The sequence below is a fragment of the Microcoleus sp. EPA2 genome (genome assembly GCA_020882975.1).
Lineage (GTDB): Bacteria > Cyanobacteriota > Cyanobacteriia > Cyanobacteriales > Microcoleaceae > Microcoleus.
Genome location: JAHRFD010000007.1, coordinates 152,648 through 171,883 on the forward strand (window position 1 = coordinate 152,648; position 19,236 = coordinate 171,883).

General features: G+C 41.0%; 10 protein-coding genes. 7 read left to right on the forward strand and 3 right to left on the reverse strand.

The genetic code is table 11. The features are described from left to right. The first annotated feature begins 12 nt into the window (after positions 1 to 12). From AAFP14_RS09455 to AAFP14_RS09485, 7 genes are all read left to right on the forward strand, one after another. Positions 13 to 2,235: an ATP-binding protein gene (locus tag AAFP14_RS09455; protein WP_341732013.1), complete on the forward strand. Its 2,223-nt coding sequence runs from the start codon at positions 13 to 15 to the stop codon at positions 2,233 to 2,235. Positions 2,236 to 2,294: 59 nt separating this feature from the next. Beyond that, positions 2,295 to 2,696: a response regulator gene (locus tag AAFP14_RS09460; protein ID WP_341732014.1), complete on the forward strand. Its 402-nt coding sequence runs from the start codon at positions 2,295 to 2,297 to the stop codon at positions 2,694 to 2,696. Then, positions 2,693 to 5,878 (forward strand): PAS domain S-box protein, encoded by a 3,186-nt coding sequence (locus tag AAFP14_RS09465; RefSeq protein ID WP_341732015.1) that lies wholly within the window; start codon positions 2,693 to 2,695, stop codon positions 5,876 to 5,878. The genes AAFP14_RS09460 and AAFP14_RS09465 overlap by 4 nt, the downstream gene beginning before the upstream one ends. A 95-nt stretch (positions 5,879 to 5,973) precedes the next feature. Then, complete coding sequence (locus AAFP14_RS09470) at positions 5,974 to 7,914, forward strand: response regulator (RefSeq protein ID WP_341732016.1); 1,941 nt, start codon at positions 5,974 to 5,976, stop codon at positions 7,912 to 7,914. Positions 7,915 to 7,941: 27 nt separating this feature from the next. Further along, positions 7,942 to 9,798, forward strand: coding sequence for an ATP-binding protein (locus tag AAFP14_RS09475; protein WP_341732017.1), 1,857 nt, complete (start codon positions 7,942 to 7,944; stop codon positions 9,796 to 9,798). A 550-nt stretch (positions 9,799 to 10,348) separates the two neighbouring features. Further along, the gene (locus AAFP14_RS09480; protein ID WP_341732018.1) at positions 10,349 to 10,804 is read left to right on the forward strand and encodes a response regulator; all 456 of its coding nucleotides are present in this window, start codon (positions 10,349 to 10,351) and stop codon (positions 10,802 to 10,804) included. A gap of 222 nt (positions 10,805 to 11,026) precedes the next feature. Further along, complete coding sequence (locus AAFP14_RS09485; RefSeq protein ID WP_472851038.1) at positions 11,027 to 12,685, forward strand: sensor domain-containing diguanylate cyclase; 1,659 nt, start codon at positions 11,027 to 11,029, stop codon at positions 12,683 to 12,685. 11 nt (positions 12,686 to 12,696) lie between these two features. Here the strand turns inward: AAFP14_RS09485 and AAFP14_RS09490 are convergent, their stop codons facing one another. From AAFP14_RS09490 to AAFP14_RS09500, 3 genes are all read right to left on the reverse strand, one after another. Then, complete coding sequence (locus AAFP14_RS09490) at positions 12,697 to 15,162, reverse strand: PAS domain-containing sensor histidine kinase (RefSeq protein ID WP_341732020.1); 2,466 nt, start codon at positions 15,160 to 15,162, stop codon at positions 12,697 to 12,699. A gap of 110 nt (positions 15,163 to 15,272) precedes the next feature. After that, positions 15,273 to 17,765 (reverse strand): PAS domain-containing protein, encoded by a 2,493-nt coding sequence (locus tag AAFP14_RS09495; protein ID WP_341732021.1) that lies wholly within the window; start codon positions 17,763 to 17,765, stop codon positions 15,273 to 15,275. Positions 17,766 to 17,965: 200 nt separating this feature from the next. Then, positions 17,966 to 19,165: a hybrid sensor histidine kinase/response regulator gene (locus AAFP14_RS09500; protein WP_341732022.1), complete on the reverse strand. Its 1,200-nt coding sequence runs from the start codon at positions 19,163 to 19,165 to the stop codon at positions 17,966 to 17,968. Between the last annotated feature and the right edge of the window lie 71 nt (positions 19,166 to 19,236).

Here is a 19,236-nt window from a genome sequence, read left to right on the forward strand (position 1 = left end):
CCAGGTTTGCCCATGTCAACCTTAGTTTTTGATACCCATAACTTGCCAAAAGAGGCGATCGACCCCCCACACCAAGGGCGGGATCGTGACACACTCTTGAATAAGGCGGTCATGAGAATTCAGACCCCAGACAGTGGTATTTTAATCGCTCAACAGCCACAATTGCTGGGTATGTTTAGAAAAAACGATATTGTAAAAACAATTGCTAGCAAAATTCCTCCTTTAGAGGTGGCTATTTCTGAGGTCATAATTCACCAGCAAATCGTCCTTTCTTTCCCTGAATCTACGGAAATAGGTTTGACCAGCATCAAAATCGGCACAGTGGCTGGGAGTTCCCCCCTAGGGCCATTCCAGATGGATGCCAGATGCAGGTGGGTCTGGGACTTGGTGCAGCAGCAACCTATCGGGCGCTTGGTGGTGTACGAGGCGACGGAATATTTAACCAAGCTTGTGATGCAAAGTACCTTGCAGCCAACCTTAGAGCCAGCAGAAATGCAAGGGAAAGTCAAGGTTTTGCAGCCCATAGTTGCCGAAAAAAACCAGGAGTCGATCGCAGTGAACGAACAATTACAAAAAGAAACTAGCCCAAGCCGAGAAATAGCAGAAGACTTACGGCTGTTAAATGAAAATTTGGAAGCACAAATTAAGCAGCGAACTTTAGAATTAATCAGTGCCAACAATCAATTGAAAGCCGAAATACAAGAGCGTGCCGCCGCCGAATCCGAAGTGCGACGTCTCAATGCCGAACTCGAAAAAAGAGTACGAGAACGCACCGCTGAACTAGCTTTTAGCAACGAAAAATTGCAGCAAGAAATTAACGATCGGCAATTACTGGAAGCAAAACTGCACTTTTCGGAAAATAAAGTCCGGGCCGTGTTTGAAGCGATGACAGACATCGTACTCGTCCTCGATAGCCAAGGGAATATAGAAGTTTTGCCGACAAATACGGCGGGGTTTTCCGAAGCAGATAGCGATATCGTCAGCCTCACTATAGAACATTTTTTTGACGACGAAAACCCCGATGATTGGTGGATGTTAATTCAACAAGTTTTAGAGACTGAGCAAACACTTAATTTCGACTACAGCTTCACAGTGGGCGATCGCGAACTGTGGTTTACGGCTTGTATTTCTATGTTTTCCAAAGATGCGGTTATTTGGGTAGCCCGCAATATTAGCGATCGCAAATTAGCAGAATCTGTTTTATCCAAAAGAAATGAAGAACTCGCTAAGACTCTTCAAGAACTTAAGCGCACCCAAAAAGAACTGGTTCAATCGGAAAAAATGGCGGCTTTGGGACAGCTAATAGCCGGAGTTGCTCACGAAATCAATTCTCCTCTGGGTGCGATTCGATCGTCTGTGCAGAATATCGGGGAATTCTGGGCAGAAAATCTGGCTCAGTTGCCAAAATTTTTCCAGCAACTGTCCCTAGAACGCCTGGAGGATTTCTTTGCTCTACTAAACAGATCCAGCCAAGAACAAGATACATTATCTAGCAAAGAAAAACGGCAATTAAAAAAAGTAGTACAACGCCAGTTAGAAACCGAAGGAATTGAAAGTGCTGACAGCCTTGCCTGTACTTTATTGGATATCGGTATTGGCAGTGACATCGCACCTTTTTTAGATTTATTTAAAGCTCCAGATCGCCACCAAATTTTACAAACTGCTTATCAATTTGCTACAGTACAAAAAAGCACTAAAAATATCGCGACAGCCATAGATAGGGCGGCGAAAATAGTCTTTGCTTTAAAAAGCTACGCTCGCTATGACCAATCGGGGACTAAGGTCATAGCTAAGATCACCGACGGTATAGAAACTGTATTGACCCTTTACCACTATCAAATCAAACACGGGGTAGAAGTAATTAGAAACTATGATACTAATTTACCTTCTGTGTTATGCTATCCTGATGAACTAAATCAAGTGTGGACAAATTTAGTTCACAATGCTTTACAAGCTATGGATAATAAAGGAGTGTTAAAAATTGATGTGAGGTACCGAAATAATGCAGTCTCAGTTAGCATTACCGACAGTGGCAAAGGCATTCCCCCAGAAATTATGCCCCGAATTTTCGAGCCTTTCTTTACCACTAAACCTCCTGGGGAAGGTAGTGGCTTGGGATTGGATATAGTTCTGAAAATTATTGACAAACATGAAGGTAAACTGCAAGTAGAAAGTGTCCCCGGTAAAACGACCTTTAGTGTATCCTTACCAGTACAAACCACCGACGGTAACTAAGAAGCAAAAAATTTCCGATAAAATTCACAATTTTCATAAAATCACAGGGATAAAAGTTTATGGGAAAACCAGTAATTTTGTGTGTTGACGATGAAATAGTTGTTTTAAACAGTTTGAAAATTCAATTAAAAAAAGAATTTGGAGATACTTACCTTTATGAAATAGCAGAAAATGCCGATGAAGCTATGGAAATTATTCAGGAAATTGAACAAGAAGCCGAAGCCAGTGATATTTTGGTAATCGTATCTGACTGGTTAATGCCCGGTATTAAAGGAGATCAATTTTTGATAGATGTCCACAAAAAATATCCGAATATTGTGAAGGTCATCTTGACCGGTCAAGCCGACGCATTAGCCATAGAACGGGTAAAAAAACAAGCTAATTTGCACAAATGTTTGTATAAACCCTGGGATGGCAAAGAATTAGTAGAAACAATAAAATCTGGTTTAGCAAAAGCATGAACAACAAACCTGTGATTATTTGTGTCGATGACGAACCTATAATCCTTGAAAGTTTAAAAATTGAGTTAAAAAAAGCCCTCGGAGAAGAACATTTATTAGAAACTTCTGAAGGTGGTGAAGATGCTTTGGAGTTGGCGGAGGAACTGCTGGCAGAGGGAAGTGAAATTGTGGCGGTGATTTCCGACTATTTGATGCCTAATATCAAAGGGGACGAGTTACTAAAACAGATTCACCGCATTTCACCGAAAACTATCAAAATTATGCTGACAGGACAAGCAGACCTCGAAGCCGTAGCGAATACTATTAAACACGCCAAATTGTACCGCTACATAGCGAAACCTTGGCAGTCAGAAGACTTGAAGTTGACCGTAAAAGAAGCGATTAATAGCTATTTTATGGAAAAACAATTAGCGGAACAAAACACTAAACTACAAAAATTAAATCAAGAATTAGAAAATTTAGTAGAAGAACGGACTACACAATTGCGCTTTTCGGAAGAAAAGTTTGCTAAAGCTTTTCGTTCTTCTCCTAATCCAATTACGATTACCAGACTTAAAGATGGCAGCCACCTAGAAATAAATGATGCTTTTTGCCAAACCATAGGTTATTCGCCAGCCGAAATAATTGGTAGAACTGCTCTTGACTTGAATATTTGGGTCAGCCAAGAAGCTAGAAAAAAAATGTTTTTGATGTTAAAAGAGAAAGAAATAATACGTAATTATGAGTTTAATTTTAGAACCAAAAAAGGCGAGATAAGAACGGCTTTATTGTCAGCAGAAATAATTGAAATTAATAATGAAACCTGCGTAATTTCTGTGAGTCAGGATATTAGCGATCGCAAATTAGCAGAAGAAAAACTCCGGGCTTTAGCTACTTCTCTCGCCGCAGCCCAAAGACTGGCCCACGTCGGCAATTGGGAATGGGATTTGTCCACAAACACAACTATTTGGTCCGAAGAATTATCCCGCATTTTTGGTCTGGATTCAAGCCAGCCAGCACCCACAGTAGATGAGTTTGCTCAATATGTTCATCCAGACGATCTAGAAAAGTGGCAAAGCAGCATTAATGCTGCGATGACTACCGGGGAACCATACACGTTGGAATATCGAATTTTGCAGCCGGAATCAATAATTACCGATGGTAATTTACCTTCCCAAACCAATCAAGGAAGCTTCATTCGCTACATCGAAGCTAGGGGAGAACCTGTGGTAAACCAGCAAGGACAAGTGACAAAGATATTCACAACATTGATGGATATTACTCTGCGCAAGTTGGCAGAAATAGCCCTGGTTGAAAGTGAAGAAAAATATCGGCACTTAGTCGAAACTTCGCAAGATATCATTTGGTCTTGCGATGCGACAGGACACCTTACTTTTGTAAATCAAGCGGTAAAACAGATTTATGGTTATGAACCTGAAGAAATGATTGGCTGTTCTTTTAGCGATTTCTTTGCACCGGAATCAACAGCTCCTGATTTGCAACTTCAGCAGTATTTATTGACAGGTAATTCAGTATTTCAGTATGAAAGTATTGTATTAGGAAAAGATGGGAGAATAATTGATATAAATACCAAGGCGATCGCCCATTTAAACTCGGAAGGAAATGCGATCGGTGCGACAGGTACTGCCAGTGATATTACGGAAAGAAAACAAGCAGAAATAACTTTGCGGCAAGCCAAAGAAGAAGCGGACAGGGCCAATAAAGCTAAAAGTGAGTTTCTCTCGAATATGAGTCATGAATTGCGTACTCCTCTCAACGCGATTCTGGGTTTCAGTCAACTGCTATCTCGCGACACAGGCTTGGGTGAAGAGCAACAGCAATACTTAGGTATTATCATCCGCAGCGCCGAACATTTGCTGATTTTAATTAATAATATTCTACAAATGTCAAAAATTGAAGTGGGGCTGGTGACAGTTAATAACAGCACTTTCGACCTGCAAAAAATGCTGAATAATACCGAAGAAATGCTGAAAATGCAAGCACAAAAGAAAGGATTGCAGTTGATTTTTGATTGTGCACCTAATTTGCCTAAATATATAGAAACTGACGAAAGTAAATTACGTCAAATTTTGATTAATATTATTGGTAATGCACTCAAATTTACCTCGGAGGGTGGGGTGAATTTAAGGATTAAACATGAATTATTAAAGAGCGAAAATACACTTACTAATTCACCCGAAATTAATAATTGCTGTTTGCTATTTGAAGTCGAGGACACTGGGCCGGGAATTTCTCCTGAAGAGATGGAGAGTTTATTTAAACCTTTTGCACAAACTGAAAGTGGGAGAAAAGCTCAAGAAGGAACTGGTTTGGGCTTGCCAATCAGCAAACAGTTTGTGAATTTAATGGGAGGGGAAATGAGTGTGGTGAGCACGGTGGGTGAGGGCAGTATTTTTAAGTTTGATATTAAAGTTTCTCTCCCTGATACCGTGGAAATTCAGATTACTCAAACAGCTCGTCGTGTCGTCGGTATTGAGCCGGGACAGCCGGAATACCGAATTTTGGCTGTTGACGATCGCCTGGAAAGTCGCTTATTGCTAGTGAGAATGCTTTCATCTTTGGGTTTTGCTGTCCGGGAAGCGGAAAATGGGGTTGAGGCGATCGATGTTTGGTCGAGTTGGGAACCTCATCTGATTTGGATGGATATGCGGATGCCGGTGATGGATGGTTATGAAGCTACGAAACGGATCAAAGCGCATTTGAAAGGTCAAGCCACCGTAATTATTGCTTTGACGGCTAGTGCTTTTGATGAAGAGCGATCGGTGATTTTGTCTGTGGGTTGCGATGATTTTGTCGCGAAGCCTTTTCGAGAGCAAGTGATTCTCGAAAAGATCGCAAAATATCTAGGAGTCCGCTATGTTTACGATCGCGAACTTGCGGGTAATTCTCACGGTAGTCAGTTTGCTGGGGGTTTGTTTAATGGCGAAATGGGTGAAAATGAAAATATGGGAGCAGCGGATTTACCTTTTACGCTGAGTGCTTCGTCCTTTGAAGTGATGCCTGGTGAATGGATTGATGAATTGTACGAGGCGGCGGAAGAAGTGGACAATGATTGGATTTTCCGGTTAATTTTGGCGATTCCTCCTATTCATGCTAATTTCGGCAACGCGATCGCAGAATTGGCTAATAACTTCCGGTGCGATCTGATTATTGATTTAATTGAAGAATTGAGAAATTATTAAAATTATAAATATGCCAGAATAATTACAGCTTGTGCTATGATATCAAATTGATCACTTTTTTATATTGGCAATTACATAACAAAAATCAACAATCGATGACTCAAAATATTACCAAAGAGAATAGAGGCAACATATTAATTGTTGACGACACTCCAGAAAATTTGCAGGTTTTATCAGCCACACTGTTAGATCGAGGATATAAAGTTCGGGGTGTAATTAATGGTAAAATGGCAATTAGAGCTGCCAAATCGAGTTCTCCCGATCTAATTTTACTCGATATCAAAATGCCGGAGATGAACGGCTATGAAGTCTGTGCTAAACTCAAAGCCGATGGGGAAACCTCAGAAATTCCTGTAATTTTTATTAGTGCTTTAGATGAAGTTTTAGATAAAGTAAAAGCTTTTCAAATTGGTGGGGTGGATTACATCACCAAACCATTTCAGGTAGAAGAAGTTTTAGCAAGAGTTGAACACCAACTGACTATAAAAAGACTACAAAAAGAACTAATTGCTCGCAATAATCAACTGCAACAAGAAATTGTCGAACGCAAAAAAGCCGAAGAACAAGCAGCCGCTGCTTCTCAAGCAAAAAGTCAATTTGTTGCTAATATGAGCCACGAATTAAGGACTCCCCTGAATGCGATTCTGGGTTTTACTCAAGTAATGAGTCGTGATTCTTTACTGAGTAATGAAAATATAGAAAATCTCAGAATCATTAACCGTAGCGGGCAACATTTGCTGGAATTAATTAATGATGTTTTAGACTTGTCAAAAATTGAAGCTGGAATAGTTGCTTTAGATGAAAGTAGTTTTGATTTATATCAAGTCTTAGACACTTTGGAAGAGATGTTTCAAATCAAAGCTGAAACTAAGAATTTACACCTCAAATTTTCCGTACAATCCCAGGTTCCTCAATATATTAAAACCGATGAAAAAAAACTGCGTGTCTGTTTAATTAATCTGCTGGGAAATTCCATAAAATTTACTGAAAACGGTGGTGAAATTTTGCTAAGAGTGGGTCTGGAAACAGTTCCCTTCCAGTCAGGAGAAACAGAAATTGATTCTAACTCGATTCCCAACGAACGATGTGTAATATTTTTTGAGGTTCAAGACACTGGAGTTGGCATAGCAGCCGAAGAAATGGACACTTTATTTAATGCTTTTGTGCAAACAGAAGCGGGTAAAAAAGCGGCTGACGGCACGGGTTTGGGTTTAAATATTACCAAAAAATACGTGGAAATTATGGGGGGTAATATTGAAGTAAGTAGTATTTTAGGTGAGGGAACTACTTTTAAATTTAACATTAAACTATGTGCGGTGGCTCCCTCAGAAGTAAATATCACGAAATTGCAACGGGTGCTGGGGCTAGAACCAGAGCAGCCAATTTATCGAATTTTAGCAGTGGATGATAATACTGAAAATCGGCTGCTGCTAATTAAAATGCTTGCACCCATTGGCTTTGAAGTCAGAGAAGCTGAAAATGGTAGACAAGCAATTGAAATCTGGGAAAGTTGGCAGCCGGATTTAATCTGGCTGGATACGCGAATGCCAGTAATGAATGGTTTTGAAACTGTGGCAGAAATTAGAGCTAGGGAGAAAAATACTCGATCGCATACTGTAGTTATTGCTCTGACTGCTAGCATTTTTGAGGAAAGAAGAGGCGAAATTATCGCAGCAGGCTGCGACGATTTTGTGCGTAAACCTTTTCAAGAACAAATCATTTTTGACAAAATTGCTCACTATTTGGGAGTGCGCTATATTTATCAAGAGTTGTCTGTACCTTTTGGAGTAGGAGGGAGGCGTTATTTGAACGGCGAAAAACCAGATTCATTTTTTTTACCACTGCTGGCAGAGATGCCAAAAAGTTGGTTAGAGGAACTGGACGAGGCTGCTAATGATGTTAATGAAGAATTGGTGATTCAAGTTGTCGATCGCATTTCCGAAAGTCATCCAACTTTAGCTAATGCTTTAAAGGATTTACTTGAGGATTACCGACTTGACAGAATAGTGAATTTAACTAAATCAATTTTAGAATAAATGGATCATAGCGGAATTAAAATATTGATGGTTGACGATCAACCGATTAATCTGCGTTTTTTATCTAATTTACTAAGCTCTCATGGCTATCAAGTTTACAGAGCTATTTCTGGACAACTAGCTTTGAATGCAGCAATCGCTTATGCTCCTGATTTGATTTTGTTGGATATCAGAATGCCAGAAATGGACGGATATGAAGTATGTCAGAGGCTAAAAAAAATACCCGAAACAGCGCAGATTCCTGTAATTTTTTTAACCGTTTTAGATGATATTAACGATAAAATAGAAGCTTTTCGAGTGGGCGGATTAGACTACATTACTAAACCTTTTCAAGTGGAAGAAATTTTAGCAAGAATCGAAAAGCAAATTGATTTACACAAGCTGCAACAGCAATTAAAAAACCAAAATGTTCAACTGCAACAGTCGCAATTGTTGCTAGCAAGCGTGTTGAATAGTTCCCTAGACGGTGTGGTAGCTTTTTCTGCTGTTCGCAACAGTCAGGGAAATATTGTTGATTTCAAATGGATTTTGTTGAACCGGGCTGCGGAAAAAATGCTGAGTATGGTGTCCCCAAATTTAATAGGAAAGTATTTGTTAGAACAAATTCCTCAAGTCTGCAAAAATGGTCTATTTGATGTGTACGTTTCTGTGGTAGAAACAGGAGAAACAGTAGAGCGAGAATTTTATTACGAACACAATCGCAAATTCAGTGCTTGGCTGCACATTGTGGCTGTCAAATTAAATGACGGTTTGGCTGTCACATTTCGGGATATTAGCGGACGAAAACGATCGGAAGCAGCCCTTCGCGCCAGCGAAGCTCGCTTTCTGGCCCTGACTCAAGTCTCCTCAGATATGATTACCCTGGCGGATGCCAATTGTCATGTCATCTATCAAAGTTCAGCCGTAGAAAGAGTTTTGGGCTATTCTCCAGCAGAATTTATGGGTAAAATGCCTTTGCAAGTGCTGCACCCTGATGATTTGGCTTCCCAAAAAGAGGCAATTGCTTGGATGCGAGCAAATCCGGGTATTTCTAAACTTATGGAATATAGGTTGCGCCACAAAAATGGTAATTGGGTATGGCTAGAGGGAGTTGCTACTAACTGGCTTGAGGATGCTGATATTGGTGCTTTTGTGGTACTCACTCGCGATATTAGCGAACGCAAACAAGCAGAAATTACTCTCACTCGCTATGCTCAAGAATTAAGTCGATCTAATGCAGAACTACAACAGTTTGCTTATATTGCTTCCCATGATTTGCAAGCACCTTTGGGAACGATTTCCGGTTACGCTAAATTATTAGAAAGGCGCTGTCAAGACAAATTCGATCCTCAAACTTATAAATTTATTAGTAATATAATGAGTTCTTGTACAAGGATGCAGAACTTGATTGATGATTTACTGGAATATTCACGAATTGGCAGAAGCCAGAAACCTTTTGCATTGAGTGATTGCAATTTAGTGTTTGAGGAGGCTTGCGCTAATTTGGAGTGGGCTATTCGTAAGAATCAAGCTATTGTTAGTAGGGCGGATTTGCCGATGGTTGTGGCTGATAGTTCTCAATTAGTGCAACTATTTCAGAATTTAATTGGCAATGCTATTAAGTACCGGGGTGGCGATCGACCGATGGTCCACGTAAGTGTTTCTCGACAGGGGGATAACTGGCTGTTTTCTGTAGAGGACAACGGTATTGGTATTCCAGAGCAGTATCAGGAGAGTATTTTTCAGATTTTTCAGCGCTTGCATACTCAAAAAGAATGTTCGGGAACTGGTATTGGTTTAGCGATTTGTAAAAAAATTGTCGATCGCCACGGCGGTCGAATTTGGGTGCAATCAGGACCCAATCGAGGAGCGATTTTTTATTTTTGTCTTCCTGTAGGGGAGTGAAGGTAGAATTTATAAGCTCTAAGCTGCTGCGGTTTGGCTCTGGTTAAAAATCAGGATGGAGGAAGTAACAGAAAGGAAAAAGTAATAGCTTTAGTGATTTTGGAAAAATATATTTATATTTACTTTACATAATTGTGAGAAAAATGTAGCATATTTACTGATGACAAAAAACAAATAAATGGCTGATAATTAATTTATTAACTCAAATCTTGTAAAAGTTTAAAATCAGCGGTGCACGGCAGAATTTTCAATTTATTTCAACTGTATCGAGAGTTTCTTACTTTCCCCTACAGTAATTTAGAGTATATTTCGGGGGCAAGCCTTGGTGATAGTTCTAGTTGTGTGGGTTGTGCATTTTTTAAAAAAATGCTAAGTGAAACAAGCATTAATGACAATGGTTTGCCTGCAAGGCAAAGAAAAGAATTTTTGCTACACAAACTCAGCCTGGTTGGTCAAACCAGCAAAGTTAGGGCAACAGATATTGGCATATCCTCGGATATTTGTTCAATTTATACCAGGCTACAGCATTCGTTGGTAGTGAGTGAAAGCAGTGAATAATAAAAACAAAACATTCACTATTTTAATGGCTAATGATGACGAAGATACCCGTTTTTTCGTGCAGGAATCACTCCGAGAGATTCCCATAGCAATTAGAATCGAATTTGTGGAAAATGGGGAACAAATGCTAGACTATTTATACTGTCGTGGCTCCTATGCTGATGCGAGGAATGGGCGCTTCCCCGACCTGATACTTTTAGATCTGAATATGCCGAGGCTGGACGGGCGAGAAGCGCTAACTTTGATTAGATCGGACTCCGACTTGCAACATCTCCCGGTGGTGATACTGACTACATCGCAAAGCAGCGGAGATATTTTGCTTTGTTACCGCTTGGGTGCGAATTCTTTCATATCCAAACCAGTGACTTTTGAAGGGTTGGTTGAAGTAATGAAGACTTTGTGTCAGTATTGGTTTGAAATCGTTTCGCTCCCGTCGGAGGCTCTATAAGCTAAGTTGTAGGGGTAAGGATTCGGGGAATTAATCTCTGAGTAAAGCCCAAAGTTTTCTGCCCCAAGGCAATTTTCCCTAGGGGAGGTTTCCAAAGATGAGATGGTTTCCGTTGCTAGTCGCTATGTCGGCTATTAGTTAGAAGTTCTAAATAGTTGTTGTCAACCCGCTCGAATTGCTATAGTTGTGTTAACGTCTAACCACTCGATAAAAGTTTTGTTGGTGGAGGATAACCTCGCAGATGCGACTCTGATTGAAGACCTTTTAGGGTCATTCAGTGACGCTACATTTATGCTTGAAATTGTTAAGTCTATCGAAGAGGGAATACAATATCTGCAAGGAGCAGAGTTTGATGCCATACTATTAGATTTGTCCGTGGCAGATTGTTTGGAGGGAAGCGATCCGATCGCGATGCTGAAAGCCCGATCGCCCACAGTGCCAATTGTGGTACTAACAGATATGAATGATGAACATACGGCACTGTCAGTATTGCGATCGGGCGCTCAAGATTGTTTGGTGAAGGGCAGATTTCATAGAACTCTTTTGGTGCGGGCAATCCACTATGCGATCGAACGGCAACGCATAGAGGAACAATTGCGACAACAAGCCCAAAGAGAGCGACTTTTGGCTAAAATGATCGAAAATATTCGCTCGTCCATCGACGCTACAAGTATTCTCCACAGTACCGTGGCAGAAGTACGTCAATTTCTGAAAACAGACCGGGTTTTAATTTATCGCTGTCACAATTCTGCGACACAACTCGACAGCGAAGAGCAAAAATGTGAGATTGTCGCAGGTGACGGATTGCCACAAGGTGATATTGAAAACCAAAATATTTGTTCTGCTTTGGCGGTATCCTGTCTTTTTTTGGCGGAGTCTCAGTCGGTACAAGCAATATCTGATGTGAGTGGGACGGAATGGACGGGTAGTTGTAAAAAATTGCTGACAGATTGTGAAATGGCAGCAGTTTTAAGCGTTCCAATTTGGCAATTTGAAGACAAGGAAGCGACAAAGAAAATATCTTCCGATTCTAGGTGGGAAGCAGAAAAAGATGAGGATTATCCCGAAGATTTAATGACGCTGCTGTGTGGTGGGACACCGCAGAGAATGCTCAAAAATGAATCTGAGTCGGGTACAGAAAATAAAAATTATTTGTGGGGAATGCTGACAGCATATAATTGTACTGGAGCTAGGCAGTGGCAGGCATGGGAAATAGAATTTTTAACACATTTGGCAAATCAAGTGGCGATCGCGATCGAACAATCTGAACTTTACCGTAAGTTAGCAATTGCCAACCAAAAATTGCAGCAACTAGCAACTACAGACGCACTGACACGGATTGCTAACCGCCGCCAGTTCGATCGCATTTTGATGTTGGAGTGGCGTAGGCTAGCAAGAGAGGAATTGCCACTGTCTTTAATCCTGCTTGACATCGACTTTTTTAAATCTTACAACGACTTTTACGGGCATCTTGCCGGCGACGACTGCTTGTATCAAGTGGCTGGGGCGATCGCCTCTGCTGTCAAGCGGGCTGGAGATTTGCCAGCCCGTTATGGTGGGGAAGAATTTGCCGTACTACTACCCAACACTGGAGCCGAAGGAGCCCACGTTGTCGCCCGGACAATTTGCGATCGCCTCGATGCGCTAAAACTCCCCCACGCGCGATCGGAAATCGAGCCCTACGTTACCCTCAGTTGTGGGATTGCTACCACAATTCCTGCTCCTGAGCGCTCTCCCCACAGCCTAATTCACAGTGCTGACAGCGCTCTCTATCAAGCTAAAACTGAAGGCAAAAACCGCATTTGTCACGCCAGCAGCAACCCTCACTCCTCGGCTCACAAACCCCCAGATTTATCCCTAGAGTCCGTTTCTTCAATCTGAAATCTCAAATCTCAAATCCCTTGACGAATCGGTATTTCGATCGCAAATTCTGTCCCCACCCCTAACTGAGAATTACATTCCAAAGTTCCGTGATGTTTTTCAACTACGATTTCATAACTAATAGCCAATCCCAATCCCGTACCTTTTCCCACAGGTTTCGTAGTAAAAAAAGGATCGAACAACCGCTGCTTTACTGATTCGGGAATGCCAGTACCGCTATCTGCAAACGTAATTCTCACCCGTTCCTCATCCACAACTTTTGTGTGAATCTTAATTGTATAAACAGAGGATTCAGCATCAGCCGATTCCAGCTCTTTAGCCTTTTCTTCCAAAGCATCAATCGCATTGCTCAACAAGTTCATAAACACCTGATTTAATTGACCAGAGTAACATTCAACCAAGGGTAAATCCCCGTACTCTTTAATTAGCGAAATAGTAGCGTGTTCCCGTTTTTGCTTCAAACGGTGAGCCAAAATCATCAAAGTGCTGTCAATGCCTGCATGAATATTAACCGCCTTGAATTCTGCTTCATCAAGGCGAGAAAAAGTACGTAAAGATTTAACAATTTCTTGAATTCTCTCAGCTCCAACTTCCATGGAATCCAACAGCTTCGGCAAATCTTCCCGGATAAAATCTAATTCGCAGTCTTCAAGTGCTTCCTCAATTTCTGGCCTAGGTTTAGGGTAAGCTACACGGTAAAGTTCCAGAATTTTTAGCAAATCTTTGGTATAATCTTTGGCATAGGTAATATTCCCAAAAATAAAACTGACAGGATTATTGATTTCGTGGGCGACTCCAGCAACCAATTGACCCAAGGAAGACATTTTTTCACTTTGGACGAGCTGTGCTTGGGTATTACCCAGAGTGTTAAAAGCTAATTCTAATTCCACTGCTTGTTCTCTGAGTCTAGCTTCGGATTCTCGCAGTGCCATTTCTGCTGCTGTGCGCTCGGTAACATCGACACCAATTCCCCAAAAATCCCAGCCGGGAACTGAAAATTCAGCGGAAATATTAGACCAAGCAATTGTTTTGACAGTGCCGTCAGCGGCCTGTATTTCTACTTCTAAATCTCGAAAATTATGTTCGAGTTTGACAACTTCTTTAAACACTTTTTGGCGGTATTGAAAATCCGGTATTAATAGTTGTATTGCTTGCTGATTGGCGACCATTTCTGATGTACTGTAACCCAAAACTTGTTCGCATTCTCGGTTCCAGACTATAATATTGCGTTCGGCATCAACAGCGCTGAGCATTACTGGCATATTTTCGAGAATTAAGCGTAGCCTTGCTTCACTTTCCCTGAGAGCTTCTTCAACTCGCGCCCTCTCCGTGATGTCCACAGAAACGGCAATTAATCCTGGAATTTCTCCTTTTTCATCGAAGATTGGGGTGCCACGAGTTTCGTAAATGTTACCAGAGAATTCGGCTGACCAAATTTTTTCTTCGCCAGCCAAAACCAAATTAATATTTTCGATAATTTGGGGGTACTTTTCGTACAGTCCGTACACGGATAAGCCCACTACTTGTGCTGGAACTAATCCTAAAGGTTCTAACCCTTTTCCTTCCGAAAGTGTAAAGATGCCTCGGCGGTCAATGCAAGACAAAATTATGGGTGCATTGTTGACAACGGCACGGAGGCGTTTTTGACTCATTTGCAGTGCTAATTCTGCTTGTTTGCGATCGGTAATATCGAGGGCTGCTCCGAATAATTTGATGACTTCTCCTTGATGGTTTTGGACAATTTGTCCCCAACCGATTAGATATCTCATTTCTCCGTTTAAACGGTAAATGCGGTGGTCAATTTCGTAGGGTTGGCGGTGGGCGATGGCGTCGTTTATAGTTTGTTGAAAGCGTTCTCTATCGTTAGGATGAATTTGTTGCACCAGTTCTGGATAACTTGGTGTTGGTGCGTTTATTTCTAGAGCGTAAATTCTTTTTAATTCATCAGACCAAGTAACTTCGCCAGTAGTGAGGTCGAATTCCCAGTTGCCGATATGGGCAACTTTTTGAGTTTCTTCTAGTTTTTGCTGGTATTCCAAGAGTTCGTTAGTGGCTTTTTTACGTCCGCTAATATCCGTCGCCGTACCTATAAATCCTTGAAATTTACCTGCTGGTGTCAACTTAGGAACTACTGTTTCTTCAATCCACCGATATTCGCCATCGGCTCTTTTGAGGCGGTATTCTCTCTGGAATTTGCTAGGGGAATTCCAAGCAGTTGCATATATTTGTTCCCAGCTATCTAAATCTTCGGGGTGGATGTTTTGCGTCCATCCGCGGGCTGAAATTTGTTCGTGACTAAGCCCTGTAAATTCTGTCCACTGAGAATTAAAGTAATGACAATTGCTATCTGCATCTGCTATCCACAGCATGGTTGGTACTAGATCTGCCCACTCGCGCCAAGAATTTTCGCCGACATCTGAAAAATTGGCGATCGGGGCTTGTTTGGGTAGTTTAGCTTCCCTGGGAGAACCAGTCATAACTTGACAAGGGGTAAGTTGACATTTGCTGTTTTTATTGTGACACTGAGATGCAATTTCATGTAAAAAATCATCGGCTTTTCATAACCAATATATCAATCCAAATTCCTCTAGGTTAAATTTTGCTGGACTGGAATTTCTACCACAAACTCCGAACCCTCTCCCACCGTGGAAGTACAGCTCAATTTGCCACCATGTCGATCGACTATAATTGAATGAGAAATCGATAGTCCCAAACCAGTCCCCTTACCCACAGGTTTAGTGGTGAAAAATGGGTCAAACAGCCTAGACTTAACAGATTCTGGTATCCCCCCTCCATTGTCAGCAATTGATACCGCTACAAAGCCCACAGCCGTCAAATAAGTGCGAATAGTGATAGTGCTGAGAGGTCGATCGCACTCCTGCATTGTCTCCTGGTTGTCCCGTTCTTCCAAAGCATCGATCGCATTAATCAAAATATTCATAAATACCTGATTCAACAGACCAGGAAAACATTCCACATTTTGCAGTTGTTGGTAATCTTTAATTACCTGAATACCCGCAGAGTTGCTGTGAGATTTCAGGCGATTTTGCAAAATCATTAAACTGCTATCAATTCCCTCATGAATATCCACCGACTTCCCAGCGGATTCGTCTAACCGAGAAAAGTTGCGGAGGGATTTCACAATTTCTACAATTCGCTCGGTTCCTACTCGCATAGAACTAAAAAGTTTTGGCAAATCTGCCCTCACATAATCTAAGTCAATTTCCTGGATTTTTTCCACTACGCCCCCCGCCGGATTGGGGTAGTTATCCTGATAGGTTTTAATCAAAGTTAACAAGTCTAAAGTATACCTACGAGCTGGTCCTAAATTGCAGTGAATAAAGCTGATCGGATTATTTATTTCATGAGCTACACCAGCAACTAACTGCCCCAAACTTACCATTTTTTCATTTTGCACAAGCTGAGATTGAGTTGTTTTGAGCTGCTTAATTGCTGTTTCTAATTCTAGGGCTTTGGAACGTTCTCGCGCTTCCGATTCCTGCAAAGCAAACTCTGCTTGTTTGCGATCGCTAATATCTTGATGAGTGCCGTTCATCCGCAGTGGTGCGCCCCATTCATCGTATTCTACTACCTTACCCAAAGCCATAATCCATTGCCAATTTCCCGATTTATTCAGCATCCTAAATTCAATTTTATAAATATCATTTTCCCCTTCAAAATATGAATTTAAAGCAGCCATGACCTTGATTTTATCTTCGGGGTGTAGTAAATCTTCCCAAGATTTAACATTATTTTCAATTTCATGTTCTTCATAACCTATCATTGCTTTCCACTGGGAATCAAAATAAGTAGCGCCTGTAGCAATATTCCAATCCCACAGCCCCAGGGAGCTACCAAAAACTGCTAATTGCAATCTTTCTTGACTAAGTTTTAAGGCTGATTCTGTACGTTTTAGTTCTGTGAGATCGGCAATGATTGCCATCATTCCTATGGGTTGATTATTACTATCTTTAATGCAATTTGCTCGCAATTGAGTTTCTATAATTTCGCCATTTTTAGCTTTGACTTGGATTTCACCACTCCAGGATAAGCCTTTCCGCAGCACGATAAATAATCTTCTCAACTCTTGATATTTGGTGTACATGACTGCGGGTCCACCACTATTATTTAGTTCCTCAACTGTATAGCCGTAACGCTGAATAAATGCGAGATTATGATAAATGGAATAACCATCCAGATTGGCGATCGCGATCGCCTCACTAGCGCTATCTACAGCTTGAGTTACTTGCTGCAAAGTCAATTCAGCTTGTTTGCGATTAGTAATGTCAAACATCACTCCATCTCGCCACAAAACTTGCCCTTCTAGATTGTAAGCCGGTCTACCTCTTTCAGAAATCCACCGCGTCGCGCCATCAGCCCGAACAATCCGGTATTCTAGATAGTAAGGCTGTTTTGATGCCACTGCTTCTTTGATTTTGCGATCGAGCATTTCCCGATCTGCATCATGGATAATATCACCAAAACCGAAGTTGCTTCGGGACATAAAATCCGCAGCAGAATAGCCACTAATTACCTCAATCTCATCGCTGATAAATTCCATCTTACCCCGCACATCGTACTGACAACGGTAGATAGCACCAGGAATGTTTTTAACTAGCGATCGCAATCTTTCTTCCCTAGTATTTTTTTGCCATTCTGCTTCCCGTCTGTGGCGGACAATAGCGCATTGTAAAGTACGGATCAGCAGCCGACTATCTAGTTGTCTTTTCACCAGATAATCTTGGGCACCTGCGGCAAGCAACTCAATGGCTAGTTTTTCGTCATCGGAGGAAGTGAGAATGACTATGGGAATATTTATACTATAATTTTGCAGATTTAAGAAAGCATCGAAGCGTTGGCTATCAGGAAGTGAAATGTCTAACAAAATTACATCAAAAACCCGATCGATTAAATTTTCTATAGCTTCCTGGAGTCCGATAACATGGGTAAAATTTATCGACCCTCTCAGATTGCTTTCTAACAACATATTTTGAATGAGTTCCCCATATTCTGCACTATCTTCTACCAAAAGAACGTTCAAATAAGCAGGTATAAAAGTTGAATTAAAAACAGAGATCATTGGTTAAAATTCAATATAAAAATAAGTTCGCGCTCGGTTAATAATTGATAAATTCTGTATGGGCATTTGGCCTAAGAGCTCTGATTGTTTAGGGGATGACTTCTTCCTTCTTCGTTCCTCCCAAGGGGGGATGACTTCTGCCTTCTTACTTCCCCCCTTGGGGGGGTTCTTCTGCCTTCTGCCTCATTCTACCTTCAATATTACTGCCGTTTTGGCAACACAACTGTAAATATGCTACCCTTGCCGAGATTACTGCTAATAGCAATCTCGCCCTTAAAAGGTTTTAGCAGTTCAATACAAGTATAAAGTCCCAGACCAGTTCCTGTGGGTTCACCCTCTTTTTGTTCCTCGCCTTTAGCTGGTTTTGATGTGTAAAAAGGATCGAATATTTTTGAAAAATCTTCTGGTGCTATCCCGCATCCAGTATCCGCAATCTCCAGATAAATTTTCGATTCATCTTGTCGAGTCACAATAGTTAGTTCTCGGCTTTTTTTATCCCACATAGCATCCATGGCATTATTTATTAAGTTGTAAAATACTTGAGAAATATAGGAATAAATTAAGGGAATATTTGGCAGTTTATCGTCATAAAAATATTTTTTCTTTATTTTATTTTTAAAATACATATTTCCTTCCAATAGCTGAATCTCTCGCTGCACTAATTCGTTTATATTAACAGGTTGTAAATCTTGCTCTTGCTCCTTTCTGCTTTTCACCATCAGAGTGTCCATAATCTGATTGACTTTTGTGATGGCTTGTAAAATATACTTAGTGTAACTAAAAAACGAGTAGTCATTAATTTTTGTCGCTTTTGTTTCAATGAGATCGACGCTAGTCTGCATAACTTGCAGCGGACTTTTTAAGTTGTGTACCATGCCCTGAGTCAAGCGACCGATAATGGCAGTTTTTTCTTGATCGATGAGTTGCTTACTTTTTTGTTCGACAAGTCTTTCCAGATTTTGGTTGAGGTGAGCAAGCTCTGCGTTTTTCTCTTCTAGTTTTTTTTGTAAACTACGAATAGTCAAGTGAGTTTCAATTCGGCTCAATACTTCTTCGTGCTGGAACGGCTTAGTGATGTAATCAACTGCTCCTGTTTGAAAGCCTTTTACTTTGTCAAGGGTATCGGAAAGGGCGCTCATAAATATGATGGGAATGTCTTGGGTCGGCGGGTCTGCTTTCAAGCGACGGCAAGTTTCAAACCCGTCAATTCCCGGCATCATGATATCTAAAAGGATCAGGTCGGGATGGATATATTCAATTTGCTCGATCGCACTTTCGCCGTCCTGGGCTACTAATACCTTAAACCCATAGTTTCTCAACAACTCGAAAAGTACATCCAGATTGGTCTGGTTGTCATCGACAATTAGTATAATGCTTCTTTCGGAATTTTTATCGTTCATATTCACGGAAAAAAATCAAGTTGAATAGTTGTGAATTTTGACTTGTGGTATGTGACTTGTGAATTAAAATC